Here is a 26,764-nt window from a genome sequence, read left to right as displayed (position 1 = left end):
ATGTTTTGGTTAGCGTCTTACTCGTCGCATCAATGCAGGTACTAACAACAAGTATATAAACACTGGGACACTGCCGCCGCTAGACGATTGCGTTCCATTATTAGGCTCTACTGCCGCTCTGGCTTTAACCGTCACTTCAACATTACCTGTGCTTTGCATACCGTGTTCGTCAGCAACAATGTAACTAATCGTCACTTGGCCTTCGCTGCCCGCAACAGGCTGATACACTAATTGCTCAGCCTCGATTGATACTGCGCCTGAACTGGCTACAGCACTTAACAAAGATAACGCGTCATTATTGGGGTCTGTGTCATTTTTTAATACATCAATCACACTGCTTTCATCATTAAACACCGTCGCGCTATCATTGTGTGCAATTGGCGCGTGATTTTCTTCATTCACCGCGGCAGATATTGTCACTGTCACATGCGCACTGGCAGTCTCACCTTTACCATCACTGATGGTGTAAGTAATCCTATCAGTCCCAACAAAGTCCAAGGCACTGTCATACATTAACGTTGAATCACTGTTAATGTGTACGCGCCCGAATTCTGCGTACGCACTAATGACGTACAAGGCATCATTATCAGCGTCTGTGTCGTTATTTAGCACCGATACCACTGCTTGCTTATTTTGTGACATAGCCAGCGTATCATCTACCGCGACAGGTGCCTGATTATCGCTCACCGCAACGCTCACACCACCGGGGTCGACAATTTTGCCGTTCTTTATACCGTCTGCATCATATTGACCACCATCTACTAGTGTCAAACGTACACACCAAGCCCCTTCGATTAAGCCAGCTTGCCAGCTCGGAGCATCAATGGCAGGACAATGACCTTGTTGCCCCATAGCAGAGTGCAATTCATTGCCATTTTCTTCAACAAAGGTGATCCACCCTTGCTCTGGCAAAAATTTACGATACTGTGCATTAGCAGGTATTGCAGCCTGTTGAGGTAACACAACCTTAACACTCGACATCCCACTGGCAGTAGTCACAACGAAATCGAAAACCCCCCCTTGGTTCTTCATGCCAGTGTCTAAGCTTAAATGCGCTGAGCTTGCGATCAGCTCTTCATTCAGTCGCGCACTGGCAGCCCCTAAACTGGCGCTGCCTAACGACATACACACACCTGCTTCTACTTCTATTAATCCAGTACGCCACTCATTTTGTTGAGTTGGTAGAACGTTACACTGACTATCAATTGGATCTAAGTAATTGGCAATACCGTCACCATCATCATCAGCAAACCCTTCTAATGCATCATTGAGCAAATCGCCATCGGTGTCTTTCGTTTCATCAAGGGTTGGCGTAACTGCAACTAATTTAAAATACACACTTTGCGTATCTTGTAATCCCTCTTCATCAGTTACAGTAGCACTCAATTGATACATACCCGGTACAAGTGTTTGCGGGTCAATACTCAGCTCATTCGACTGTGGAGTACTATTAACTACCCCATCCGGTAGTTGCCAGTTTATGGTATGTGAATCATCAGGGTTTTGGTCAGTTACCGCGGCGTGTATCAGAATATTGCCATCTTGCTGCGACATAGTGGTACGCAGCTGATCCGCCTGCGTCGCACTTAGCGTCACAACCGGAGCAAGGTTTAATTCAGATATCACAATTTCATGATTCGTTTGATTACTTAAGTTTTGCTCATCACTTTGCAAAGTCACCACGATTGATTCACCGGTGTCGGCTAACGTATCACTCAACACGTCAATTTCAATCTGCCCGTGCGTCCCTTGTGTGATAACCAGTTCACCACTTGGTGAACCAAAGTCATCGGTACTAGCCGTGCCACTGATTGAGTACCCAAGTGTGACTGGGTACTCAAAATGTGCACCACTTAGTACTACAGGGATCACCGCTTTATTGCCTTCAAGTACCACTTGGCTTGGCGATGAAAAACCAATCAAAGGTTTAACGTTTACCTGCTGGGCAACTTTATCACACACCTCGTTACTACATGCTTGCCAGTAAATTCTATTAAGCCCTGAAGGTAAGTGCTCACCTCCCTCACGCGTAACAGCAATAGCATCACCAGCTGCGTTTATTGCAGTTGCAACGCCTAAATCCACTTGGGTAAATTGCCCTGTTGCGTTAACCGTTATTGGGTTTGGCACGGTGATCGTTGGTGCTGAATCTCGTTGTTGCTTGATCTCCAATAATCCTTCGTCACGCCCACCGAATCCATCAGCAATCGCGTAACGCACCTGTGCGCTGCCTTGAAATGTATCAGTCGTCGTAAAGTGAATGGTATTGTCAACAATCACCGCAGAACCGACGTCTGTACTTACCGCAATTAAGGTCAATACATCATTGTCAGCATCAAGGTCGTTCTCTAATACGTTAATAAGTACAGAGTTGTCATTGCTATCAAGTTCAAAAGTATCGTCATGGGCGATAGGTGATACATTTTTAGTATTAATAGTGACATGCACTATGGCAGCGCCAGTCACCGTGCCATCACTTACGGTATAGTTAAGTGTCGCACTGCCAGTGTTAAGTTGAGGCGCTTGATAAATAAGGGTGTTATTACTGATGCTAACTGCACCAACATCAGCCGATGCAGAAACAATATTTAATGTGTCATTATCGATATCAGAATCATTGCTTAGTACATCGATTGTCGTTGCATTGCGCGCAGAGGCAAGTGCCGTGTCATTATTTAACAGCGGTGCATCATTCACCGGCAGTACGGTGATCGTTGCAATAGCACTCGACGTGGCACCTTGAGAGTCTTCAATGGTGTAACTTAGCGTTGAAATACCGTTAAAGTGAGCGCTCGGCGTGTAAGTCAAGGTCGAAGCGTTATGCGAAACCACGCCTTTCCCAGACAAAACAGTCGCCGCACTAATTTTCAATGATGCGGTGTTTTCATCGATATCATTGTCAATAACAGACAATGTGACAACACTATCTTCATTGGTTGTCGCGGCATCATCTTTTGCTACTGGCGCTTGATTTTTTGCGGTAACAGTCACTGTTACTCTGGCAATTGCAGTGCCACTGGCACCATCATTGATCACATAGTTTATCGAGACCTCCCCCACAAAGTCTGCATTTGGCGTAAATAATATATTTGCCCCAGACCAACTCACCGACCCCACCTCATTTGAGAGCGTTGCAGAGGTAATAAAAAGCGCATTGCCTTCTGGGTCTTGGTCATTGGCTAATACATTAATATTAACCGACTCACCTTGCACCGTTTCAACGGTATCATCATTCGCAATCGGTGCTTGGTTTACCGGTAATACCACAGCCGCTAAATCAAAGTCTGCAATCACAGGGTCATGATCAGATGAACGATAAGGTGTTTCACCAAACCACTTGGCTTGGTGAGCCTCAGTTTTATCCTCAATATTGTAATCAAGTGCTGTCGCTTCATCAGCGTTAATATGCCAATGCATGACTTGCGCAACGCTATTCACTGAGGTGTTTGCGGTTAATAAGTGGTCTAAACTCCCTGCCACGCCTGAGTAATAATATGAATAATTCTCACCCGAGCCTTTGGCTACATTTAAATTAGTAAACCCTGCGTTATAAAACTCCAGCATAGGTTCTTCATAGGCGTAGGCATTAAAGTCTCCTAAAATGGCAAATATTGGTTCATCATTACTATAAACCTCAGTACTCATTGCACTGCGCGCTTTCAGATCTGAGACATTCAACTTTGCCGTTTTACCGAGGCTTTTAAGTAATGTTTTTGATGCCAATACACGCTGGCCATTACATGCGCCCTGCACATCATCATCCATATCTGCGCCACAAGAGCCCCCTTTCGAGCGGAAGTGGTTCACAATCACTTTTATTTCTTTACCACCATTGATCGGCTTAAAGCTTTGCATCATTGGCGGGCGATGTGCTTTGGTTTGTTCATCAAATGGCGCGTCAGTTATCACCTGTGGTACGCCAACTGGCTGCACTCTATTACTACGATAAATAATCCCAACTGTAACCGCATCAGAGCCGACTTTTTCTAATTTAGGATTAACAAATTGCCAAGTGTGTTGCTGATCGCGCTCGTTTAACCCATCAATCAAGTTTTGAATCGCACTGCTACGACCAAACCCACTATTTTCTATTTCCATTAAGCCCACAACATCCGCATCCATGGCTGTAATAGCCCGAATAATTTTGCTGCGTTGACGCTTAAATTCTTTTTCGTTACTAGCACCTCTTCCTTTAAAATCAAGGAAGTAGTTCAAAACATTAAAGCTTGCGACACGAATATGTGGTGATGATTTTCGGGCAAAAGGTTTGCTACGCCGCGCATTTACATTATCAAATTGAGGCACACTGGTTGGCAGTAACTTATACTTGCCGAACCCGTAATGGATCACACCACTAAAACCTGAAACCTGCGCCCCTGAACGAAGCGGTTTGTCTGCACTAAATTGCGGGTAGTAACTAATGCTTTCTGGGTTTCGTTGTGTAGAATCATCGTCTACCAATAATACATTTCGAGCATTCAAATCTGCCAGTGCTTGACGCTTTGGGTCGTCCTTAGGGTATTTATTGGTCGGTTGCACACGCATGCCGTTAGATAATAATATCTCCCCATACTTTGTGAAGTTATGACTCAAAGTGACATGCAGCTTTTGAGGAAGCGTTACCCACATCCCTTCTAAAGACTCTTGCATGAAGTTTTCCGCAAACGGTAGATTAACCTGCGTTGGCGTTACCTTCGTCAATACATTGGTGGCACATGTGGTTATGTTTGCAGCGTCATTAAGTTGAGTCAAACCATATTGTTCAGCCACTTTTGCTGTAAAGCGAACTTGCTGACCCACGGTAACCGCAGAGCCTGTATACGCCACAAATATGCCTTCAGAGGTGGCTTTATTATCATCTTTTTGTGTGTCTTCTTCTTGTACAAAAAAGCCACCATGTTGGCCTGCACCTTGATAACTTGCCACCACAACACCTTCAATAACAACACTTTTATCAACCAGTGGGCTTGTACTCTCAGCACCTTGAATAGTACTGATCAAGGTCGCGCTATCGCCACATTTGCCCAGTTCAACCGGTGATGTACCGCTAGAACCACATGCTCCAGTGCCACTACACCCCAAGCCATCAGCAAGATTTTTAGCAAAGCCTTCCCATTGGGCGCTGGGGTTAAATACGTCAGTGGCATTTATATCACCGGCTGTAATACCCGCTTTGCGTCGCAGCGTTTTATCTTTTGTTGATGTATCACCTGAGCCCCAGCTACTGCCTGGATCTGTCCCTAATTGGCCAAACACATCGGTGACTTTCTCATCGACCATGAGCACCAAGGTATCGTCACCATTAAAATAAGTCACTGTACTGGTGCTATTTTGACGACCCTTTATCTCCTCATTGGCACCACTATTGGCAATCACATAGCTTGCTTTATCGGCTAATACCCCTGATAAGATTTGCGTGCGTAGTCCTGCAGTTGCCAATGGTTTACCATTGTCCGCAAGCACTATTTTAACGCGACTTAAATCTAGGTTATCCCCAGTGAAGTTTGTAATCTCAATGGCTTTATTATTACTGCTGCCTTCAATATATTCGGTAAAAATGACATTATTCACAGGCGCATCATTACTGACTAAAATTGAAAAAGGCGCAAGTTCAACCGCTGCGGTATTACCATCGGTCACACTGATAACAATCGCGGTATAACTCCCTTTGTCCGAATTCGTTGGTGTGCCAGACAGCTCACCCGTACTGGTATTAAATGCAGCCCAGCTTGGTTTATTAACAATGCTAAAAGTTAAGCTATCATTATCACTGTCATGCGCAGTAGGCACAAAACGATATACCTGATCAATTAACACACCTGTACTTGGTACACCTGAGAGTGTCGGGGGGTGCTTAATGGTTTTTGGGTCAACCACGTCAATATTAAACGCTGTCAAACTCGTATTGAATGTACCATCGCTCACGGAGATTTGAATATCACGATATGTCGCAATATCAGCTATTTCAGGCGTCCCAGTCAATGCACCTGTGACGCTGTTAAACTCAGCCCATGTTGGTTTATTCACCACGGAAAACGCTAACGTATCACGATTCACATCGCTTGCTGATGGCACAAAGCTATAGGCACTGCCAGCACCGATGCTAAGTACCGGGGAGCCGCCAATAACTGGCGCTGTCGGGCCTATTTTTGGGCAGGTTTTGCCAAACAATAATTCAGCGAAATCGCCATTATCGACAAACGGATTACGGTTACCCTGCTGCTCTACAATGCGTTGATGGCGATCACGCTCTAAGGTATCGATAGGATCCTGACGATGCCATTGCATTAAATTACACAATACACCTAACGTTGGTGATTTACTGCCACTTACCGCGTTAACCAATTCTAAGTCCGGCATGTTGCCGTCTGTACCATCATAGCGTACGGCCATGTAAAACATCATACGTGCTGCATCACCTTTGACTGCATCACGTGGCTCAAACGAGTCATCGTCAGTAAAGTTACCAGGAGCACCGCTTACCGGAGCCCCCCCCTCATCATAATCTTTATTACTGCGCGCAGAGTTTACTTTGACATTGGTAGGACGCAAATGATGTATATCAGTGTAACCATATTGATTTTGTTCAGGAAAGCCATGAGACTTTGGCCAGCTGTGTTCTCGGTTCCACTGTGTTGTTCCACCACCATTGGTATTTTTGGCTTGGCTGAGGCCAGTGTAAAACAAAATCACATTCTCTGAGTTTTGCGGATCTTCATCTGAATACTTAAGTGCGTCCCATACTTGCGAATAAGTCATTTGCTGCTGGCCTTGACGTGCAACCAATGCCAAAGCCTGCTCAAGTTCCGTATCAGTTTTGCCAATTGCTGAGGCATAGTATTGGCTGTAATCATAATTACTGCCTGGCTTATCTGTCACCGTAATAGAGAACGAAGGCAGGCTTTGCGCAGTATTATGCCCATCAGAAACAGAGATGGTGATATCAGCATACGCCCCAACCTGTGAGTCACTGGGCGCACCGCTCAGTCTTCCTGATTGTGTATCAAATACGGCCCAACTCGGCTTATTATCAATCGTAAAAACCAATGTATCGTTTTCAGTATCCGTCGCACTCGGCGTAAAGTTGTAAGACCGAGTTGCTTGAATCGATAATGCAGGGGTGCCGGTTATTTGTGGTACATCATTTGTCCCTGCTGGCCTCACTAATATAGAGAAAGACGCCAGTGCATCAGAAGCGGTTCCATCACTGACGATTATCACAATATCAGTGTGGTTTCCAATATCAGCAGCTGTAATGTCTCCTGAAAGCCGGCCTGTCGTTGCATCAAATTCAGCCCATGCGGGTTTATTTTCAATAGTAAAAATAAGGGAGTCGTTATCAAGGTTGGTCACACTTGGCGTAAAGTCATAGCGGGTGCCGGCATTAACTACGGTTTTCGCGGCCCCACTAATTTTAGAGGGTATATTACCATTTCCACCACATGCCGCGACCCCAGAGCAGCCTAAGCCATCAAAGGTATCTTTAGCAAAACCGACCCATTCATTAGAGGGGGTAAACGCATCATCATAGACCGTATCTCCCACAATGATGCCAGTTTTACGGCGCAAAGTTCTATCGAGTGTGCTGGTATCACCACTGCCCCAGTTTTTACCCGGATCAGTGCCCACTTGCCCAAAGCTATCAACCACTTTGCTATTAAAAAATAGTGTTAACGCGTCATCACCATTAAAGCTAGTCGCATTACTGGTTGTATCGCTGAATGCTTTTAGCGCATCGACCGCGCCACCATTAGTCAATACATAACTGCTTCCTGCGGCTAAAGTACCAGAGAGTGTAATTGGCGTTACATCAGCGTGAACTTTACCATTGGTGGTTAATGCAATTGAAACCTGAGTTAAATCGACGCTAGATGCGCCAACATTGGTGATCTCCAGTGCTTTGTTACTTCCGCCTCCTTCAACATACTCAGTAAAAATAACATTAGCTGTCGCTTGACCCATAACAAGGTTCGCACATACCCCGGCGATCATACTGCGTTTTAAATATCGCAATCGCCTGTAAGCGCGTGTGTAATTAGACATAATATTCCCGTGTGTGTATTTTATCTCTTTGGTTTTAATGAAGTTATTAAAACCGAGATTTATTAGCTTACTTTTTATACAAAAAAGCCCATTCACAAAATGGGCTGGGACTATAATAATGTATTATGAATTTTTTATTAAAATTAAATCAATTACTCGACACGAATTTACAACAAAAAACCCCGATAAAAATTAACAAGTGAAAGGCTGAGAACAAAAACCTAAGCCACTGATTAAATTAAATTTAAATATAATTTAAACATAAATAACCTTCTAGTTTTAATGTAAAAAATAAAATGGAGAGAGTTAGGAAAAACAAAATAAACACACTTTATATACAACTTACACCTATAATAAACAACTTGGAACGATACAATTTTTACATTCATTTACACTACGCTCAAATAACATGCGATTTAAAATGAACTTATGCCTTGCGTTACTTATTAAATGCAACAACTCTTCATTGTTCTAACTTTGTCCAGAACACTTGCTAACAGTCAGTGCGAGTTGCGGCCAGAACCCTCTGAAATCTTCGAGTATGATAAGCTGTATTACTAGAATTCTTTGAGGAACCGAATTAATGTTCGTTGATTACTTAAACACCCCCCTTGGTACAATCGAGTGTGTATCATCTGAAAAAGGCCTAAGACACGTCATATTTTGTGGTGAGCAAGTCAACGCAGCAAACCCTAATAAAATTACTCATATGTGTATTAAACAACTCACTGAGTACTTTCAGGGGTCACGCAACACTTTTACGATACCACTTGACCCGGTAGGTACTGATTTTCAACAGCAAGTATGGCAATCCTTAAATAACATCCCATTTGGTGAAACGCGTTCTTACTTAGATATTGCCCAGCAAGTGGGCCGTCCAAAAGGCTCGCAAGCTGTTGGGGGGGCCAATGGCAGGAACCCAATCAGTATTATTGTGCCTTGCCATCGCGTTATTGCTAGCAGTGGAAAGTTAACAGGGTATGCAGGGGGGATAGAACGTAAATTATGGTTACTCGAACATGAGGGCATTTATGTCAAAGCGTCTAATGAAACCAAACGGCTTGATATAAAAAACGTGTTACATACTCGCCAATCAAAAACACAATATTTAGGCTAACTGAATGTAGGGTAGGCTCTCTCTTTACTCGCAACTCAAAACGATGATACTTTCCAGATCAGTCGTTATCAAAAAAGTCTTTGGTAAACGCTTTAACATTGATCTTTTTATTGAGGTTATGAGTAAATTGGAAAATATACGTATACTGATTGTTGGTGCGGGGATCGCTGGAAGTGCCTTATTTCGTCGTTTAAAAGCACAGGGCCATCAAGTTGATATTATTGAAAAGTCGCCTAGTTTAACCAATGAAGGCGCCGCCATCTGTTTGCCTGCCAACGCAATGATTGAGCTTAAAAAGCTAAACTTAGTTGACCAAGTTATGGCGTGCGCGCATCAAGTAAATCAAATTGAGTATGCACTATCAAATGGCAAAACACTCGCTAAAGCGTCGCTTAATGATGCCCCATTAAATAAAGCGCCCTTTGTCGCTCTAAAGCGCGATGCACTGATGAATATACTCCGAAAAGACATCACCGAAGAAATCACGCTTGATACTTGCCTGACACATATTGAACAAACCGGTGAAGGTGCTACCGTGACGTTCAATAACGGGCACACTCAGCACTACGATTTGGTGGTCGGCGCAGATGGAATTTACTCACAAGTTAGGGGAATTATCCAACCTGACACGCCGTTACTAAAGCATACCGTGACAAATTGGCGTTTTATCACTCAAAAGCCTTCACAAGACTTTCAGCCCGTGTACTACGTAGGTGACACGTCATTATTTATGATTTACCCCATTAGTAATGAGGAAGTGTACTGCTATGGTCATGTTATCGACCCCACAGGTCAATACTCTGCTATGCCCGTCAAAACTGCGTTAAATGCCGTATTTGCCAACTATGCAGCCCCCATAAAACATTGCCTAGATAACATGCCAGACAATGACCATATTATTCGAGGTGGCTTAAAGAGTGTCGCTAAAACGGAGTCTGTTTATAACAATGTAGTATTAATTGGTGATTCCCTGCATGGTTGCCCACCCAGTTTGCAACAAGGCGCAGGTATGTCTTTAGAAGATGTAAACTGTTTAGCTGATCAACTGGCTGATAATCAGGTAGATATAAAGCTCGCGCTGGAAAATTATCAACAAGCCCGCAGCGCACGAGTCGCTTGGACAGTCCAAGAATCAAATAAAATTATAAAGCTTGCAGGGTTAGGGCAAAACTTTATAGGTCGGTTAGTAAGAAACTTTATTATTCGCCGCACAGGTCCGGCAAATGTGGTTGGTTGGCGAAAGCTGTTAGCAGAAAAAATATAAGCACTTAACTAAAAGCATCATACACAGTGGAATATATGATGCTTTATCACTGCAACTTATACAGATTAATGACCCGACAGCACCGTCACTTTGTCATTAAATTTACCACCGACACCGCTGATCACCTTATAACCATCTATTTGCCTAATATGCCCTATATTTCGGCCAATATGGTTATATGAAGACACATATACACCATTTGCAGCGTAAACACGTATAATATTGTCATTACCGGTTAGAACGTGAATATTACTTTGCTCATCGACCGTCAAGCTTTTTGGTCCATTGAGATCTTGCATTAATTCAATCCCAAAATCCCCAATACTTGCTACAGTCTGGCCATAAAAATCAAGGGTTGAAATGCTATGCTTACCGTATTCTAATATATGTACTGATTGGAGCGTGTGATCAATGGCGAAGTCTTTAATACTCTCCATAGAGTCTGGTAAATGAATTTTACCGGCACTCTCGCCTTGCAACGTAAAAATACTAATTTCTTTCACCTGCTCAAAATACACATAGATAGAATGTGCGTAACGACGAATTATTCGCGGCTTTAGCTGAACCTCAACCGTCTCTCCTGTTGGCGTAATAACCACCATGCTAGGAAAAGAGATATTTAATTTACGCAAGGCAGCAACCGACAGTCGTTGTGTCATTTGGTCAACATGGGTATTATTTTTTTGCTCTTGAGCATGAGCTGTAAACCCAAGAAACCCTGCAGAAAAAAGCGCAGAGGTTGATTTTAAAAAGGTGCGGCGTTCCATAGCTAAGCTTCTAAAATGTATAACAGTAGATATATTGTCACACGATTAAATAATGATTTAAATTACACCCGATTACAGCCCTAAAACTTTTAAAATGATTGAATCATCTTTCTATTTTAAGGCTACTCGCGACCTAAACCTCTCCAATAGGAAATAGATTTATAAACATATAGCTTAATTTTCATGCCTCAATGGCAGACGCAATACTACCATTAGCAACACATTGAAATTTTTATTCCTCAAAAACAAAAACGCAAGAATAGCCAAATAATTAACTGTGTGTCATGCAATACAGAAACGCTAAATATTAAATATACTAAGAATTATTGTAAAAAAGACACATAAAAAGCAGCACAAATCAGTAAACCTTGTATTAACACATGTTTCTTTTGGTATAATAAAAGGAACAGCGTATCAACGTTGAAAACAAAAAATAATCAGAATTAACAAAGCTATTCAGGGAAAGTATGCCTCAACATATAAAAAGAACAACAATTTCAATTGCGATTGCCAGCGTGTTATTAACTGCAAATGTTTCAGCTAAAACAACTGATACGGTCAATAGCCATATAAACTTTAATGCTACAAAGTTTTTAGCAACCGACTCTCAAAAAAATAAGCCAACTTCTTACCTAATTGTTTTAAAAGCAACCTCTGCCGCTAATTTGTATGCCGAAGGTACCTATAAAGCTGGTGACGCTCGTGTAACGATGGCTCAAATCTCACAACTACAACAAGACCTAACGTTTGAGCTCAACAGCTTAGATTTTAATGCCAAAATCATTGGCCAAACACGCGTTTTAGCGCCGACATTGATTGTAACTGCATCAAAAAGTGCACTTAGCGCAATTGCAAAAGATGATAGAGTGGAGCGGATACTACCGATGTTCGACTCTCAGCTTCACATCAGCGAATCATCAGACTATATCAAAGCGACACCTTTAAAAGCTCAAGGAATTACGACTGGATCTGGCCAAAAAGTCGCCGTATTAGACACTGGTATTGATTACACCCATATCGTATTCAACGACAGTGCAGGTACGGTTGAAGCTTATGAAGCAGCCCAAGCAGATCCGACAACTGTTGCCTGGCCTCAAGGCCAAGTCATCGGTGGTTACGATTATATTCGAGATGATGCAGATCCAATTGAGAATGATCCTAAGGTAGTGACTGACGATGACCAACCAACAGATCATGGTACATCAGTCTCTCATTCAGTTACGGGCATCGCGCCAGATGTAGAACTGTATGCCTATTCCGTATGCGGTGGTAGTTGCCCAAGCGCAGCACAAGCAGCTGCCCTTGAATCTGCCATGGATCCTAATGGAGACGGTGATATTGCCGACCGTGTTGATGTGATAAATATGTCGCTTGGCGGAGAGTTTGGAAATACTTACACTGGCAGTGGTACGCAGTACCTTATCCAGCAAGCCGCTGAGTTAGGTGTGAACGTCGTCGTTTCAGCTGGGAATGATGGTGATCACCCATTCCGTATTGGTGGCCCAAGTACGACCCCTAACGCACTATCCGTCGGTGCAATGACACACCCGACTTTGGAGAAGGGCTTTGCAAGCGGGACTATCTCAGGTGCTACAGCAGTTATAAAATCAGCCAGCTTTGGCCCCCAAAATGCATTTTCATTTTCTCACACTGATGCAGAACTAGTTTACCCAAAAGTGAATCAAAGTGGCTGTGATGTATTTGCAGATAACATAGACTTTACGGGCAAAGCGGTACTTATTGACCGTGGTGGGTGTGCATTTACTACGAAAGTGTTGAACGCACAGAATAGAGGTGCCGCTTTCGTTATAATTGTGAATAATACAGATGACGGCACACCAGCACCAATGGGGGGTGCATCGACAGAAATCACGATTCCTTCTGTCGGGGTGAACTATCAAGCGGGCCAAACAATAAAAAACAAATTAGCAGCTAACGCAGTCGTTGAGTACACAATTCAAGTTACTATGAAAAGTATGGCGGGTGCAGTCGCTGATTTTTCTTCCCGTGGACCATCAGTCGATGGACTTTTAAAGCCGGAGATCACAGCTCCGGGCACTAACATTCAAGTAGCTGCAGCTGGCACGCAAAATAAAATGGCGGGCGCGACGGGCACTTCGTTCTCAGGCCCTATGGTTGCAGGTGCAGTCGCTCTCATTCGTGAGGCTTTACCTGAACGCAACGCTTCAGAAATAAAAGCAACATTAATGAATACGGCTGACCTTAATGTTACAGTAGAAGCAACATCAGTTAACCCTGACTCGCCATTAGCACCTATAAGCTTAATCGGAGCCGGCTTAGTTAATGTCGAAAAAGCGGTTAATTTACCAGTGGCAGCATGGGTACACCAACCAGAATTCGATACTAATCAAGCAGCTTTGTCATTTGGTTTTGATGCAATTTCTAAAACCACTTCATATACAAAAGCAGTGACCGTAAAAAGCTTTTCAACTGAAGATAAAACTTACAACCTGCGCGCACATGCCCGCTATAAAAATGACTCTGATACTGGTGCTATTAGCTGGCAGTTCCCCACCTCAATATCAGTTCCAGCGGGAGAAACCATTCAGTTTGATGTCACGTTGACAGTTGATCCTACAAAATTGCCAGAATGGAACTTAGAAAACCCACTCAACACAGACGAATTAGCAAAGCGAAGTCCTGCGCTCACCTTGTCTGAATTTGATGGTGCATTAATCTTTGATGATCCAAATACAGCAGGTGACCATGATTTGCATTTGGTGTATCACATGTTACCCAAAGCACATATTGGTTTAGACTTAGCGTACGACAGTGCCAATAATAAAATCAGTGCAACAAATAATAGCATTCAAGCTATAACTCCTGTTTCTGAGCAATTGATCGCAATAGGCACCGAGGTAAGTAAGGCAGAAAAAGAACTCAATATTTTAGCAACCACATTTAACGCCATAAACTCTAATAGCTGTAAGACTGGTGTGGCATTTACAGCCTCTATTGTGTTGCGTGATGAGTTAATTCACTTACGCCAAGCTGGCGGTTACGCTATGAACTTAGACATTGATAATGATGGCGTCTTTGATTATGCATTGGCTCAATATAGTGATGTAGGAGAGAATGCAGCTGTACCAGGGCGCTCTCGTACAGTCAGTGGTGAAATTATAGATGGTAAACCTTCTTGGAAGAGCTTAACTAATATGTACCACACTGCGGGGTCAAATACGGTGACATTCTCAGGCTGTTCGGACTTAATTGGTCTGGCTGAGAGTGACTTAAAAGACACTATAACAGTAGAAGCTTCTGTAGGGTATGGCTATAATATCGGCTCCTACAGTGTCGTTGATACGCTAACAGGTTCAACAACATTTGCTACATCGCCAGCCACGTTCACTGATGCCTCCGGCGCAACGGTTACATCTATAACGCCTGGTGAAAAGGTCTTCATTTCTACAGAATCTATATTTGCTATTACTTCGGCAGAACAAGAAGGAGTAATGGCACTCATCACTCCCGAAATACTACAAAAAGTAAATCCTTTTACACCACCTACGCTTTTATCTGCGGAGTTTGCTGTCACTGAAAACTCAACTGAAGGCACTGTTATTGGCCAGTTGAAGTTAGCTGAGCAAGATAAATATAGGGCTATCAAGCAGTACGCAGTGCAGTCTTCTACACATACGTCATTTTCAATCAATACCAGTGGTGAAGTAGTTGTTACTAACTCAGATGAACTGGATTATGAAATAGGAAACAATCAAGCAACACTCTCTGTAATTGCCACCGATGTTTTTGATAACGTTTCCAAACCGACTCAGGTAACCATCAATATAGAAAACGTTGCTGATACTGCTGCAGAATATACCCCGCCAATGCTAATAGCTCAGCAATTTTCAGTTACTGAAAACACACCGAACGACACTGTCATCGGCCAAGTAACATTGGTATCACAAGACAACACTCTGGAAGTGACTTCATACAAAGTAAGCACCTCTTCGCACTCTGCATTTTCGATAAATTCACAGGGCGAAATTGTCGTTGTTAACTCTAGTGAACTGGATTTTGAAATGGGGAAAAATGTTGCTACGTTGATGGTTATGGCAATTGATTCTATGGCTAATACTTCTCAAGAAGTACCTATAACAATTAATATAGAAAACATCCCTGACAGTGCAGCCGAGTTTACTCCCCCAAAACTGAGTGCTCAAGCTTTCTCGATAAATGAAAATGTAGCCTATGGCACAGTTGTGGGTAAATTAAAACTGGAACCACAAGAAAATACATTAGACGTGGTGTCATATGAACTTACCTCTTCATCGCATTCAGCTTTTGAGGTAAATGAAAAAGGAGAAATCGTTGTCACCGAGCCGACTGATTTAGATTACGAGCTTGGCAATAATACAGCAACACTGATGGTCGTCGCGACTGATAGTTTAGGCAATACCTCAGCCGCTACGGAAATAACCATTAACATCGAAGACGTACCTGAGAAAACTACAGAACAACCTGTAGCAACAGCATCAACAGACTCATCTTCAGAATCTTCGGGCGCTTTTGCTTGGCTTGCTCTGTTTGCAATACCTTTTGCAATACTTCGCCGCCGTAAGCAAAAATAAGTCAGTAAATAAATATAGCGCCAATCAGCATTGATTGGCGCTCATAACCGAACTTTTAATATATACAAGGGTAGCAGATATCACCTCTTGTAACGGTTATTGCAAGGTGGAATTAATTTGAATTACCTATTAGCAAACTGCTTATACCATTCACTTTCACTGATTAAATCTTGCGTTGACTCTAATTGATCAATAAACGTCAGTCCATTTAAGTGATCAAGTTCATGCTGAAAAATACGTGCGACAAAATCATGAAAAGTTTTATGTTGCTCATTACCTTGTTGGTCAAGGTATTTAACGGTGATTGCAGTATGTCTAGGCACTAACCCCCGCATACTGGGTACACTTAAGCACCCTTCCCAATCTTTCACTTTTTCTTCTGAATACGATACAACCTCTGGATTGATGATAGCGGTGGGTTCCATTAACGGTGCATCAGGGTATCGCGCATTCGGCTTTGAACACATAATAAATATGCGTTTACTATGATGTATTTGAGGAGCAGCAATCCCCACACCACCCGCTTGTGATACCGCGAGCAGCATGGTGGTAATTAATTGCTGACACTCATCAGCAAGAATATCTTCTACTTCAGCCGCGGGCTGTCTTAATACTGGTGCGCCCAACTGAGCAATATCATATCTTTGCGTGTTTACATTATTCATTGAGTTTCCTTTTTATGCTCCGTTGACGACGCCATGTTTACCTTGCTTTTTATTTACGACGGTCAATTCACTACTAAGCCAGCTATAAGACAGCACTACCTGACAATGACGCTAACTGTATAAACTAGCTAAACACATGTAAATGAGCCTAATTATCTGCCAATACTAACTCAGCCAGCGATTTTTTTGACGCAACATGATTACTAAACAACACATTCGTATGATTTACATCGGTTAAATAATCTATGGTTTTTGGCACAGCACCTAACACTTGAAAATCTGTCGAGTTCAAATCATAAGACCATAACTGCGATGCCTCATTTACCCCATAAATTACATTATGTGTGATCACAAATCGCTTATCACTGCCTTGAGACATCAAAGGTGGAATTAAGGTATCTTCAACCGAGCCTGTTATCCAAAAACGGTCGAGTTGATCCGTGTAAATAACACGTCCATCCTCACTTTTTTGTGCCCATTTAACGCCTTTTTCACTAACTATCGTATAAGCTGAATTACTCAAATTAAGCGCAACAAGCATGGGCTCTCCATCGATATTGACTAACCCCAATGCACTGTCATCTTTACTGTTCCACTGAAACAACTCTCGAATGGGGTAATTCATCTGCACATGCATTTGGCTGCCATCTAATAACACCCTGAATAACTCAGAATTCACATTCGCTAACACACTCTGTCCATCTTGAGCCCAACTAATGCCATTGAAGTAGCTGTCTTTTGGAAAATTACTGAGCTTTTGTGAGCCTTTACCATCGTACAGCCATATTTGAGCCTCCCCCGAGCGATTCGACTGAAAAGCGATTAAAGCACCACCAGGCTGAAACTGCGCGGCGTGTTCAAATTGAGTTGAACGGTCGAGGGTAACATAGTTGTCAGCGTGTACATTTGATAGCGCCATCATCGCAATATCACTATCATAAAACCCCTTTACCACTAATACACGCTGGCCATTGAGGTGAAAAGTAGGTGTACCAATGGAGGTGTCTAACGGAATACTAATATTCGACACTTTACCATCAAAGGTAAGGCCAAATAACTGTCGGCCAGTGCTAAAAATAAGCTGCTCATTATCGGGGGTAAAGTTAGGTAAAATACGTCGATAAGGGGATATTTCAGGTATGTTTTCAACTGTCTGACTCGACACGAGTTCACCACTTGGCTTAACTATATCAAGATATCGCTGGTGATCATTTCTCAGTACAATTAATGCAATTAGGTTCTCTTTAACGGAGTAATCATAATCAATGAAACGGCCATCAGGCACATCATAAATAGTCTGACTTTCGTTGTCAGTAATGGAATATAAGATCAACTTCCAACGTTTATCGCTCAGCTGCATGAGTAACACTTGATCGCCATTTAACCAGGTTGGTTTGATTATTTTGGTATTTTTACACTCCATGATTTGTGTCGGTTGATTATGCCCCTCAAATGCCTTTGCAACATCAAGACGCTGTAATGTATAACACTGCTTTTGGGTGACTGGTGTTGTGCAGTCGTTGGCTTCAATATAAATAAGCTGTTTGCCATCATTAGACAGGCTATGCTCGCCATACGTGCCTAATTTATCCATGAGCGGGGTTTCTCGCCCAGTTTCAAGGTGCTTGGCCCAAATACTACTGCGACACAGTTTTTCAGGATAGCGCTGAAATATGACATATTGACCATCCGCTGAATACACACCACCATATTCTTTATCATCTGTTGCGGTCAATGAGCGTAGCTCTGTTACCTCAAATTCAAAGGCTTTAGAGCCATTGAAGTAACCCATACTGATCAAGCCAATGCCTATCCCAAACAAAAGAGTTAACATAAAACCAGCAAAAATACGGCGCCAAGATCCGTTACCTTTTTGTCGCTCGTTTTCCCCAGCAAGTGCTTGCGTTTCATGAGCTGATTGCGCACTGCGCTTACTTAGTTTAGGAGTCGTTATATTTGTTTGCCAACGTACCTCACACTCCAAACTATACCCTTGCTTTGCATGCGTTTTTATATACGACTGCGATTCAAGGTTGGCCCCTAATACTTTTCTTAATTGTGCGATGCCTCTTTGTAACGTGTTTGGCGTTACAATGGTATCAGGCCATACATCGGTCAATAACTCATCTTGGCTGACCACCTTATTGGCATTTTTGGCAAGGCACGTGAGTACAGCTAAGGCCTTAGGCGGCACTGTTTGAGTTTGGTGATCATAGGTAACTTGATTTCGAGAGAGGTCGATAAAAAAATCCCCTACCCAATATTGAACAGACATATCTACGCTTTCCAAAGGTGAATTAATACGCTATCTAAACGAAAAATCATCCTAGCATATCAATTGAACATTCCAAAACATAGCTTATAAACATATGATAAATATATTATTAATTTAAATCTCTGATGTATCATTTATAAATCAGCGCAACATCAGGTTTTTCCATATTTTTGCGTATACAGTCAGGTTCAACGTTAAGTCGTCAGCCATTTATCAAAAAACTGATACAAAAGGAAACACAATCATGACTATACAAAAACACTTAATCGTCGTGCTTTGCTATTTAATAACCCTGTTAACTATTTCAGTCGCTCAAGCAAAAGAGTTTCGTTTACCCAACACCCACATAGTGCCAATTAATGACACTCAATTAGCGCGCGAATACGAGCTTTTCATCACTTTACCTGATGGATATAACAAAAACGCTAAAAAGCCTTACTCGGTGATTTATTACACCCATGCACCCATGCACCCATGCACCCATGCACCCATGCATGTCAGCTTACTCTCAAGCGCAAGCAATTCCATATTAAACGAGACTATTTTAGTGGGGATATCATGGCAAACAAACACCACTGGCGCACTAAAAAAGCGGTGAGTGAGCGCACTTATGACAAGGAATATGACATCGACTGAATCAATTTTTGTTAATATCTGAGCGGATTTCTTTGACAGCAGTCTGGTGTTCGATCAGGTTCATTGGCTATCCCAGTAATTGCAAAGCGCTATTTAATCATACATCAGCGAAAAGTACATTCCTGAACCGGGAGCGATGCCAGTCATAGGCCCGAATTCAACATCGAAGTGGGACACCCTCTAATATCAAGCAGCCATTGTAACTTCTTTGAAAATAACTGCTGACTACTTGAACCCTAAACACTTTCTAGGACGGTTGTTAATTATTGATTGGGCAAACTGAATATCTTCATACGTTACCTTTCTCAAGTCTGTGCCTTTCTTCACATATTTCTCAACAGACCATTCGCGTTTGCGCCTCGCTCCCAAGAGCTATACGGATGAGCAAAATATATTTCTGCATCCAGTGCACCTCCAATCTCCTGATAACCAGCGTATTCACTACCATTGTCTGCGGTAATTGTGTGCACACAGTCTTCAAATAGCATGAGCATCTCTATTGTCGCCTTTGTCACTGCATCCGACGATTTGGAAGGCACTTTCGTAAGGCAATACTACCCATGTGTTTGGTTTCTTTTTAACTCACGATATAACGTTGCACGATGGTACTTCACTGTTTTGGCAATTTCAGTAATTGAAACCCCCAGTTCCAAAGGGTGGAAATCTGGTATCTACTCCCCTTGGTCAACTGCTGATAACTCATAGTAGAGCTTGTTTCTTTGGCGAGAAAAGCTTACCACTTTCAGCAGCTGGCTTCCTCTTCTACACCTTTCTATGAGTGTCGCACTTATTATATGAAATCAGGAGTAACAAATAAAAAACTTGATACACACTTCAACAAGCATTAAATTAAAAAGGAAAATCACAAAACCAAAAGGAATTAATAAATTGAACAAAATAATTACATTGATGTTGATATTATTACTTATACCTCACTTCAAAACTCTCAGCTCTGACAAACTATACATAATAACCGTTGACGCTAAGGATGACCCTGGTAATGAAGTAAATAAAGAAAGGTTAAATTTACTAAGTAACATAAATGGGTTTATTATTACCCCTACAGGGAATGCTAATTCAGCTTCAGGCTTTGCTACTTACAACTTTTCTACTAGTAATTACTATGACTACCTACCATTTATCCAAGAAGCTGTTAAAACTATTTCTGTAATAAGAGATAGTAATCACTCAGGAAAGAAAATCTGGATCGCTCTTCCAAAAACAGAGACAGGAATTGAAAGTTCTAGATATTATAGGATTCCACAAAGCACTGACATTCGAAGCTACCTTATAGATTTAGAAAAAGCAGTATCGCAAAAGTTTGGAAATACTTTCTGGAATAATAATATTAAAGGTTTTTATATGGCTGATGAGTCTCTTTCCGTAAGTGGTTCTCAGCATGACTATATTATTAGAGCGCGCCAAGTTATAGATGAGAAGTATAACTCGTCAAACTCATACAACAAAGAGTTAACTTGGTCCCCTTATTATGGGCTAGAAGCCAATAATAAAAAAATAATATCATATTGGATAAATAATAAATTTATTTTCGACAAAATTTACATTCAACCCAATGTGATGTTTTATTCTTCTAGAAACTTAGGTAAAGAGGAAAGTTATATACCACTTTCAAAAATTGAAGACTGGGTAGATGGACAAAATGTATCAGGGATTACACCTACAAAAAATGGACTCTCTGGATTCCCTACAAAAATAGGGGTCAATATCGAATTGATAAACGCTTATCGAAAAGAATATACCACAACAGAACAAAGGATTAGAAATATCAAAATTTTTAATGAAACTATTCGTCACTTCGAGAGGTTTATTGCTAATCAGAGAGTTCCTGCTATATTTTTCGCTGAATCCCCAAAAACTATACGTCAAACGCCTTCAGTCGCTAATTGTATAAGCAATATTTTTGACAATTCAATCGAAAATACTGTTACTTACAGTCCAAATAGTAAAACCATTAAAAATATACCTGAAGGGTACCCTGATTGTATGTATAACGACATTTCAGACTTGCTATAATACTGTAAAGTAAAACAGTATATATGTTAACGTGCTTAAAAATATAAATTCCACTCTGTATACTAGTATTTGAGAGCTTCAGTGGCCAAGCCACTGAAGCTTATTTCCCACAATAAAGTCACTGTATAAGCTAGTAAATGTAACAGAAATCTTATCTTAGATTACAAAGTTATCATTCGGCGAAGTTTAGATCTGGCTTCCAACTTTCGGACATGGCTTGACATTATTAATTTTTTTTATAGTAAGACAGGTTATTAATAGAAAACGCAGCAACCACTTACCTGAATTAAAAGATAAAATAGCACTTGCTGCCGCTAAAGAGGATCAAACCGTCGTAGAGTGAGTGTGAAGAACAACGCTCTTCTAGAGTTAAAAATAAAAAACGCTACAAATACTTTTGCTTCGCTTCAGTCACCTTTTCAAGATAACGGCGTGACTCATCGCGAGGATGGTCATAACGCAGCTGTTTATATACGCTAGCCGGTGATTGTTGATTAATTTTTTTGACCGCTGTAGTGCGGTTTGGGTGGTAAGTTTTAAACACGTTCCCCGCGCCACCATTATATGCTGAAATAATGGTGTATTCGCGGCTCAGTTGATGCTTCACTCCGACTAAATAACGGGTATTGAGTATTTTCAAATAAGCAGTACCAATATCAATGTTTTGCTGTGGGCTCATAAGGGTGGATTTAGTCGGTTGCCCTGCACGGTTCTTCTCCAGCTTGTAAACATCGCGCCCCGCTGTTGCTGGCACAACTTGCATTAATCCGTACGCATTTGCATGACTCACCGCATACGGGTTGAAAGCACTTTCGGTTTCAATAACCGCATAGATCAGTGCTGGTGAAATATTGTATTTTTTTGCTGACGCCAATACCGAATCACTGTATTTTAAGTGCCGTAAATGCTTGTGATCCGTCACTAAGTTAAACGTCACTTGCGTCATTTTCCGACCATTTTGCTGTGAGGTCGTTAAGTTATTAGCCACCAAGTAACTTGCATAGCGCTTTGCACGCCATTCATAACGCACCACTTGCCCGTCTTGATCACGTACTTGCGGATATAAAAATGGCTCACCTGATAGCGTTGGCGATTGACTGGAGAATATATCTGTTTGACTGGGATCATCTGAGGTTAATAATGTTTCGAATATCGCCTGAGAGAGCTTAGGCTTTATATTCTCCGTCGCAATCGTTTCTATGGTTACTGAACCCTGAACAAAATCGACAATGGCCCGCGCTTCATAATCATTCGAATACTTCACATAACGGGTATTACTGGGTAACTCTTTATTTGATTTACCCCATACCTGCTCAATGATTGCCTCTAAGTCGCCAAATAAACGCTGTATTTTTGCAATATCTTGATTAATGGCTTGTTCGCTTTTATTAATGCCTTCAGCGATCACTGCAACATCATGTGGGTTTTGCTGAATTTTCTCTGTTATCGTCTTAAGCGCTTTCGCAGACTCTAAGTTTAGTGTGGACTGACAGGCAGTTAAAAAAATTAAAAGATGAATAAATACAGCAGCCCCTGCTATTTTTTTTCGCATTAAAGATTTACCTATAAAGCACAAAACATGATCCCTTTAGGTATTGTGAGCCATGCACTGAATAATAGCGAATGAAAAAACAATAGAGTTCCCATCAAGTCAAAGATAACCTATAAAGCCGAAACCTTGTCAAACAAATACAAGTGTCATAAAGAAATCAATAATTAGTCATAGATAAAACAACAATTAAATGTAATGTATAGGTTAACAACCATTATATGAAAGGATATTCATGAAATCTACAATCAGCCTTGCGCTTTTACTTACCTCTGCAGCATCATTCGCAAACAACATTCATGTTTACGACAGTGGCTATCAATCAAGTTATTTTTGTCTCACTAAACAGTTATATAACGGCGTTCCCAAATATTGTGGTGCCACGGGCACTTACACATACAAACATATCCCTGTTGCAGTAGAAAAAAACAACAATCACTTTGAGGTTTTTTCCAGTAACGAAAGTGGTCACTTAGTCACTTATTTAGTTAAAAACTACAATCAAAAAATAAAAGTTCACACTGAATATAATTGGGATGACCCACATACCAATGCAGTCGTAGACATTGACAGTAATGGTTATGTGCATGTTCAAGTGTCTTCTCGAGGCGTCGCTAAAAAATACAAAAGTGGACACCTATACAAATCAACATCCCCCTATGGCACTGACTTTGAAAAACTAAAAGGTTTGCCTGATCACGGGGATTTTAATCAATCCTATCCACAAATTCACTTAGATAATACCAGTAAGCGCCTCGCCATTTTTACCCGTTATGAGTACATAAATAACCGTTCAGCACGCACGTTGTGGGTAGATAATAATGGCGTTGAAAAGAAACTTGTTGAAGGGGGTCACTATGCCGTGAGCGACACTAACGACGATGGTGCACTCTATGTCGCATACAACTATCACCCAAACCTCAACCTAGATAGAAGATCAAACCTTCATGTTATTAAATCATATACATGGAACCCATCTGTCTGGTACAACATCAAAGGGGAGAAGTTAACATTACCTCTGGCGGAGAATGATCCAAGAACACGTGTCTATGATTCACAAGCAAAAGGGACTTATATCTATGTGAAAGACATCGTTGCAGAAGAAACAGGTACAGGTGGAGGCGTACATGTCTTATTCACAGAAAGTACATCCTACAACCCAACCTTAGGCACGCGCCACACTAAAGATCTCGATATTCGCAGCCGAACTGACATTCAAATAAATACCATTGCCCAAGTTAACCATAATTACTCAGCTGCAAGTTATATTACAGATCGGTTTGGTTGGCACGTCAGAGGAGTTTTAGTTAATGGCAACAACAATAAACCCTATTTTGGCGGTGATATTAATTACTTTCAGAAAGTTGGCAGCTCGTGGCAGTTAAAAGATACGGTGGCCGGAGACTATACATATATCCGAAAAGTGAGAGGCTCCAGTTATAAGGCTGTTGCATCTCAAGGCAGTGTTGATATGCCAAATGATAACAGCCAAGTTAGAATTGAAATAGAATAGAAAGTTTATAACAATAGTATGAAGCATTGACCGCTTCATACTATAAAAGTGCAATTTACATCACCTAATTATTAAATGATAAGCCCCACATAAATACACGTCCACCATTATAATGATCACTGGTTCCTGTTGCAGAAATTCTAACTTTACTTGTAGTTATGCTTTCAGGAAGTTGAAATTCGTGTATGGCAAATGTTCGAGATGCTGCGATATTGGGGAATTCGAAATTGCCTTTAGTAACCCACTCTCCACCTTGCCAAATATCCAAGTTAAATGTTGTTAGTCTTGTTCCCTGTCCATTATTTATAGAACCGAGCCTAAATGAACTTAACGTGAAATTATTCGAAAAACTCAGGTCAAACGACATAGGGAAAGGCAGCCCTCCACTATCTGACTGAACAAGTATACCTCTCGTTTGATCTATCTCTGCAAATGCAAACTCTCCAACACCATAAATGCTTTTTAAGAAGTCTACATTCCATAAGTTATGCTGATCGTATCTTCCACTGCCTGAGTAAATGGGATCAGCATTAAACTCAATCACATCAGCAGCCGTCGGGGTCGTGTTATTATTCAATGGTGATGTTAGACTAAAGTCCCCTTTATCACCTTCAGAACCGTACCAAGTTCCTTGCCATACACCATTTGTAACATTACCTGATAGCCACTTAATTCTGCCATTTTCCTCGGACTTAAAAGAAAATCGAGCTGTACTGCCAGACCCTGTATGGCTATTGTTAACTTCTTCGATGCCACCAGCTAAAACTCCTCCATCAGGGCTAGTGCCAAAAATGATTTCACCTCGAACTTTAAGATCGATATAACCAACATGAGTTTTACTATCAATACCATCCAAATTAGAGTCGAATGTATAAATGTATTCAGATGAAGCAACCGATAGAGTTGTTAACATAGATAAAGCACATAGAGTAAATGTTTGTTTTTTCATATTATTCCTTTTAATAACTTCGTAAAAACAATCGGTACAATAACATAATACTTAAAGTCTTATAAAGTAAAAAAACCATGCTAAACAATAGTTTGAACAGCGAAATAAGCATCGCGTAGCTCACTAGTGAAGGTCTGTTTAGTACCGTAGACTAACGTATTAAAACGTAATATCCGCACGTTCCAAATGTGCTAAGGTAAAACGGCTATTACTGGCGTTAACCGTATAACCTGCTTTTAGCACCTGACCAAATGGGGTATAGCGCCCACCTAACATCAAAAAGTTATTATGCGTTGCATCTACGAAGGCTACGGGGCTATTTTGTGTACTAAATTGCTTAATCATATTCTGAGGTTTAAATCAGGAGCTGCATGTTAGGCACTCTATGAGCATGCTAATAAGTGTATACTAAGCGCCTCTATAGCACTCACTTTGGCGAGTAAATTCAAATCACATTCCTTGTGACAAGTGGAAGGTTATGAGTACAAAATCATGCACTTCAATTTCATGACAGCCCACCAACGTATAGTAAACTAAACCCTGTTAATGAATATACTTAACCTTACCCATCACTCACTAATGTTTTCGTTTTTTAATACTTCTGCAAGCTTATTGCTTTTGTGTACTCGCTCAGAATATCGGTCAGTTAAATACTGCTTATTGTCACGAGTCAGCAATGTAAACTTCATCAGCTCTTCCATTACATCAACAATACGCTCATAGTAAGACGACTCTCGCATACGTCCCTGCTCATCAAATTCTTGATACACTTTAGCCACTGAAGATTGGTTAGGTATGGTAAACATACGCATCCAACGGCCTAACACTCGTAATTGGTTGAGCGCATTAAAAGACTGGGATCCACCTGACACCTGCATGATAGCCAAGGTTTTGCCTTGCGTAGGCCGTATTGCGTGTATAGACAGAGGGATCCAATCAATCTGTGTTTTCATCACACTCGACATGCTGCCATGGATCTCAGGGGAGCACCACACCATACCATCAGACCAAGTTACCCACTCTCTTAATTCTTGCACCTTAGGGTGTTGGGCTCCCTCGGTCGCGCTATGTAGCGGCAATCCTTCTGGATTAAATATGTATGTTTCAGCCCCCATTTCTCTAAGTAATAGCTCGGCTTCTTCAATGACCTTTCGACTATACGACCCTTCTCTTAAAGAACCATAGAGTAAAAGTATTTTTGGCTTTTCATGAATTTCAGGTAAGCGTAATTCTTTGCCAGTTAATGCAGCAAACTCAGCTTCTTTAATATTTAAGGTCTCTTGTAACAACAAATCTTTGTTCATAACAGCGGTTCTCACTTTGTAAAATTCACATTCGATTTACCATATATGTAAAGTCA

15 protein-coding genes and 1 pseudogene are annotated in these 26,764 nt (G+C 41.4%); 6 read left to right on the top strand and 10 right to left on the bottom strand.

The features are described 5' to 3' along the window. Positions 1–9: 9 nt before the first annotated feature. The gene (locus BGP78_RS18045) at positions 10–8,043 is read right to left on the bottom strand and encodes an ExeM/NucH family extracellular endonuclease (RefSeq protein WP_119862684.1); all 8,034 of its coding nucleotides are present in this window, start codon (positions 8,041–8,043) and stop codon (positions 10–12) included. A gap of 583 nt (positions 8,044–8,626) precedes the next feature. Between BGP78_RS18045 and BGP78_RS18040 the strand changes: the two genes are divergently transcribed. After that, positions 8,627–9,160: a methylated-DNA--[protein]-cysteine S-methyltransferase gene (locus tag BGP78_RS18040; protein WP_119862683.1), complete on the top strand. Its 534-nt coding sequence runs from the start codon at positions 8,627–8,629 to the stop codon at positions 9,158–9,160. 118 nt (positions 9,161–9,278) lie between these two features. Then, positions 9,279–10,424, top strand: a complete 1,146-nt coding sequence (locus BGP78_RS18035; protein ID WP_182912321.1) for an FAD-dependent monooxygenase — start codon at positions 9,279–9,281, stop codon at positions 10,422–10,424. A 65-nt stretch (positions 10,425–10,489) separates the two neighbouring features. Here BGP78_RS18035 and BGP78_RS18030 read toward each other — a convergent pair whose 3' ends face one another. Next, a complete protein-coding gene (locus BGP78_RS18030; protein WP_119862681.1) occupies positions 10,490–11,191 on the bottom strand; it encodes a hypothetical protein in 702 nt (233 codons plus the stop codon). Between the two features lie 467 nt (positions 11,192–11,658). On the opposite strand from BGP78_RS18030, the gene BGP78_RS18025 reads away from it, so the two are divergent. Continuing rightward, the gene (locus BGP78_RS18025; RefSeq protein ID WP_119862680.1) at positions 11,659–15,783 is read left to right on the top strand and encodes a S8 family serine peptidase; all 4,125 of its coding nucleotides are present in this window, start codon (positions 11,659–11,661) and stop codon (positions 15,781–15,783) included. Between the two features lie 122 nt (positions 15,784–15,905). Here the strand turns inward: BGP78_RS18025 and def are convergent, their stop codons facing one another. Further along, on the bottom strand, positions 15,906–16,448 hold the full coding sequence (gene def, locus BGP78_RS18020; protein ID WP_119862679.1) for a peptide deformylase: 543 nt from the start codon (positions 16,446–16,448) through the stop codon (positions 15,906–15,908). Positions 16,449–16,596: 148 nt separating this feature from the next. Continuing rightward, complete coding sequence (locus BGP78_RS18015; RefSeq protein ID WP_119862678.1) at positions 16,597–18,723, bottom strand: winged helix-turn-helix domain-containing protein; 2,127 nt, start codon at positions 18,721–18,723, stop codon at positions 16,597–16,599. Between the two features lie 244 nt (positions 18,724–18,967). Between BGP78_RS18015 and BGP78_RS18010 the strand changes: the two genes are divergently transcribed. Next, positions 18,968–19,321: a hypothetical protein gene (locus tag BGP78_RS18010; RefSeq protein ID WP_182912320.1), complete on the top strand. Its 354-nt coding sequence runs from the start codon at positions 18,968–18,970 to the stop codon at positions 19,319–19,321. A 263-nt stretch (positions 19,322–19,584) separates the two neighbouring features. On the opposite strand, the pseudogene BGP78_RS22985 reads toward BGP78_RS18010, so the two are convergent. Both BGP78_RS22985 and BGP78_RS23055 read right to left on the bottom strand, forming a co-directional pair. Beyond that, positions 19,585–19,913, bottom strand: a pseudogene (locus tag BGP78_RS22985) (IS30 family transposase); the annotation flags it as partial. Continuing rightward, the gene (locus BGP78_RS23055; protein ID WP_220475523.1) at positions 19,914–20,012 is read right to left on the bottom strand and encodes a helix-turn-helix domain-containing protein; all 99 of its coding nucleotides are present in this window, start codon (positions 20,010–20,012) and stop codon (positions 19,914–19,916) included. It abuts the pseudogene before it with no gap. A 235-nt stretch (positions 20,013–20,247) separates the two neighbouring features. Here BGP78_RS23055 and BGP78_RS18000 point away from each other — a divergent pair, with 235 nt between their 5' ends. After that, positions 20,248–21,393 (top strand): DUF4855 domain-containing protein, encoded by a 1,146-nt coding sequence (locus BGP78_RS18000; RefSeq protein ID WP_147386094.1) that lies wholly within the window; start codon positions 20,248–20,250, stop codon positions 21,391–21,393. A 385-nt stretch (positions 21,394–21,778) separates the two neighbouring features. Here the strand turns inward: BGP78_RS18000 and BGP78_RS17995 are convergent, their stop codons facing one another. Continuing rightward, a complete protein-coding gene (locus BGP78_RS17995; protein WP_119862676.1) occupies positions 21,779–22,945 on the bottom strand; it encodes a murein transglycosylase domain-containing protein in 1,167 nt (388 codons plus the stop codon). Between the two features lie 232 nt (positions 22,946–23,177). Here BGP78_RS17995 and BGP78_RS17990 point away from each other — a divergent pair, with 232 nt between their 5' ends. Further along, on the top strand, positions 23,178–24,455 hold the full coding sequence (locus tag BGP78_RS17990; protein WP_119862675.1) for a hypothetical protein: 1,278 nt from the start codon (positions 23,178–23,180) through the stop codon (positions 24,453–24,455). Between the two features lie 64 nt (positions 24,456–24,519). Here the strand turns inward: BGP78_RS17990 and BGP78_RS17985 are convergent, their stop codons facing one another. From BGP78_RS17985 to arsH, 3 genes are all read right to left on the bottom strand, one after another. Next, positions 24,520–25,404: a hypothetical protein gene (locus tag BGP78_RS17985; protein WP_119862674.1), complete on the bottom strand. Its 885-nt coding sequence runs from the start codon at positions 25,402–25,404 to the stop codon at positions 24,520–24,522. A gap of 159 nt (positions 25,405–25,563) precedes the next feature. Further along, positions 25,564–25,749 (bottom strand): hypothetical protein, encoded by a 186-nt coding sequence (locus BGP78_RS17980; protein ID WP_119862673.1) that lies wholly within the window; start codon positions 25,747–25,749, stop codon positions 25,564–25,566. A 224-nt stretch (positions 25,750–25,973) separates the two neighbouring features. Further along, positions 25,974–26,708 carry an arsenical resistance protein ArsH gene (arsH, locus tag BGP78_RS17975; protein ID WP_119862672.1) on the bottom strand — a complete coding sequence of 245 codons (735 nt, stop codon included), beginning with the start codon at positions 26,706–26,708 and terminating at the stop codon, positions 25,974–25,976. Positions 26,709–26,764 lie beyond the last annotated feature (56 nt).

The sequence above is a fragment of the Pseudoalteromonas sp. MSK9-3 genome, from assembly GCF_003590335.1.
Classification (GTDB): Bacteria; Pseudomonadota; Gammaproteobacteria; order Enterobacterales; family Alteromonadaceae; genus Pseudoalteromonas.
This window is presented reverse-complemented; position numbering and strand designations above follow the sequence as displayed.

What these genes read in the sequence shown, in the direction of transcription:
- BGP78_RS18025 (WP_119862680.1), top strand. Translation starts at nt 11,659, where the DNA reads ATGCCTCAACATATAAAAAGAACAACAATTTCAATTGCGATTGCCAGC.
- BGP78_RS18015 (WP_119862678.1), bottom strand. Translation starts at nt 18,723, where the DNA reads ATGTCTGTTCAATATTGGGTAGGGGATTTTTTTATCGACCTCTCTCGA.
- BGP78_RS18045 (WP_119862684.1), bottom strand. Translation starts at nt 8,043, where the DNA reads ATGTCTAATTACACACGCGCTTACAGGCGATTGCGATATTTAAAACGC.
- BGP78_RS18030 (WP_119862681.1), bottom strand. Translation starts at nt 11,191, where the DNA reads ATGGAACGCCGCACCTTTTTAAAATCAACCTCTGCGCTTTTTTCTGCA.
- BGP78_RS18035 (WP_182912321.1), top strand. Translation starts at nt 9,279, where the DNA reads ATGAGTAAATTGGAAAATATACGTATACTGATTGTTGGTGCGGGGATC.
- BGP78_RS17995 (WP_119862676.1), bottom strand. Translation starts at nt 22,945, where the DNA reads ATGCGAAAAAAAATAGCAGGGGCTGCTGTATTTATTCATCTTTTAATT.
- BGP78_RS18040 (WP_119862683.1), top strand. Translation starts at nt 8,627, where the DNA reads ATGTTCGTTGATTACTTAAACACCCCCCTTGGTACAATCGAGTGTGTA.
- BGP78_RS18010 (WP_182912320.1), top strand. Translation starts at nt 18,968, where the DNA reads ATGACTATACAAAAACACTTAATCGTCGTGCTTTGCTATTTAATAACC.
- BGP78_RS17980 (WP_119862673.1), bottom strand. Translation starts at nt 25,749, where the DNA reads ATGATTAAGCAATTTAGTACACAAAATAGCCCCGTAGCCTTCGTAGAT.
- def (WP_119862679.1), bottom strand. Translation starts at nt 16,448, where the DNA reads ATGAATAATGTAAACACGCAAAGATATGATATTGCTCAGTTGGGCGCA.
- arsH (WP_119862672.1), bottom strand. Translation starts at nt 26,708, where the DNA reads ATGAACAAAGATTTGTTGTTACAAGAGACCTTAAATATTAAAGAAGCT.
- BGP78_RS17990 (WP_119862675.1), top strand. Translation starts at nt 23,178, where the DNA reads ATGAAATCTACAATCAGCCTTGCGCTTTTACTTACCTCTGCAGCATCA.
- BGP78_RS17985 (WP_119862674.1), bottom strand. Translation starts at nt 25,404, where the DNA reads ATGAAAAAACAAACATTTACTCTATGTGCTTTATCTATGTTAACAACT.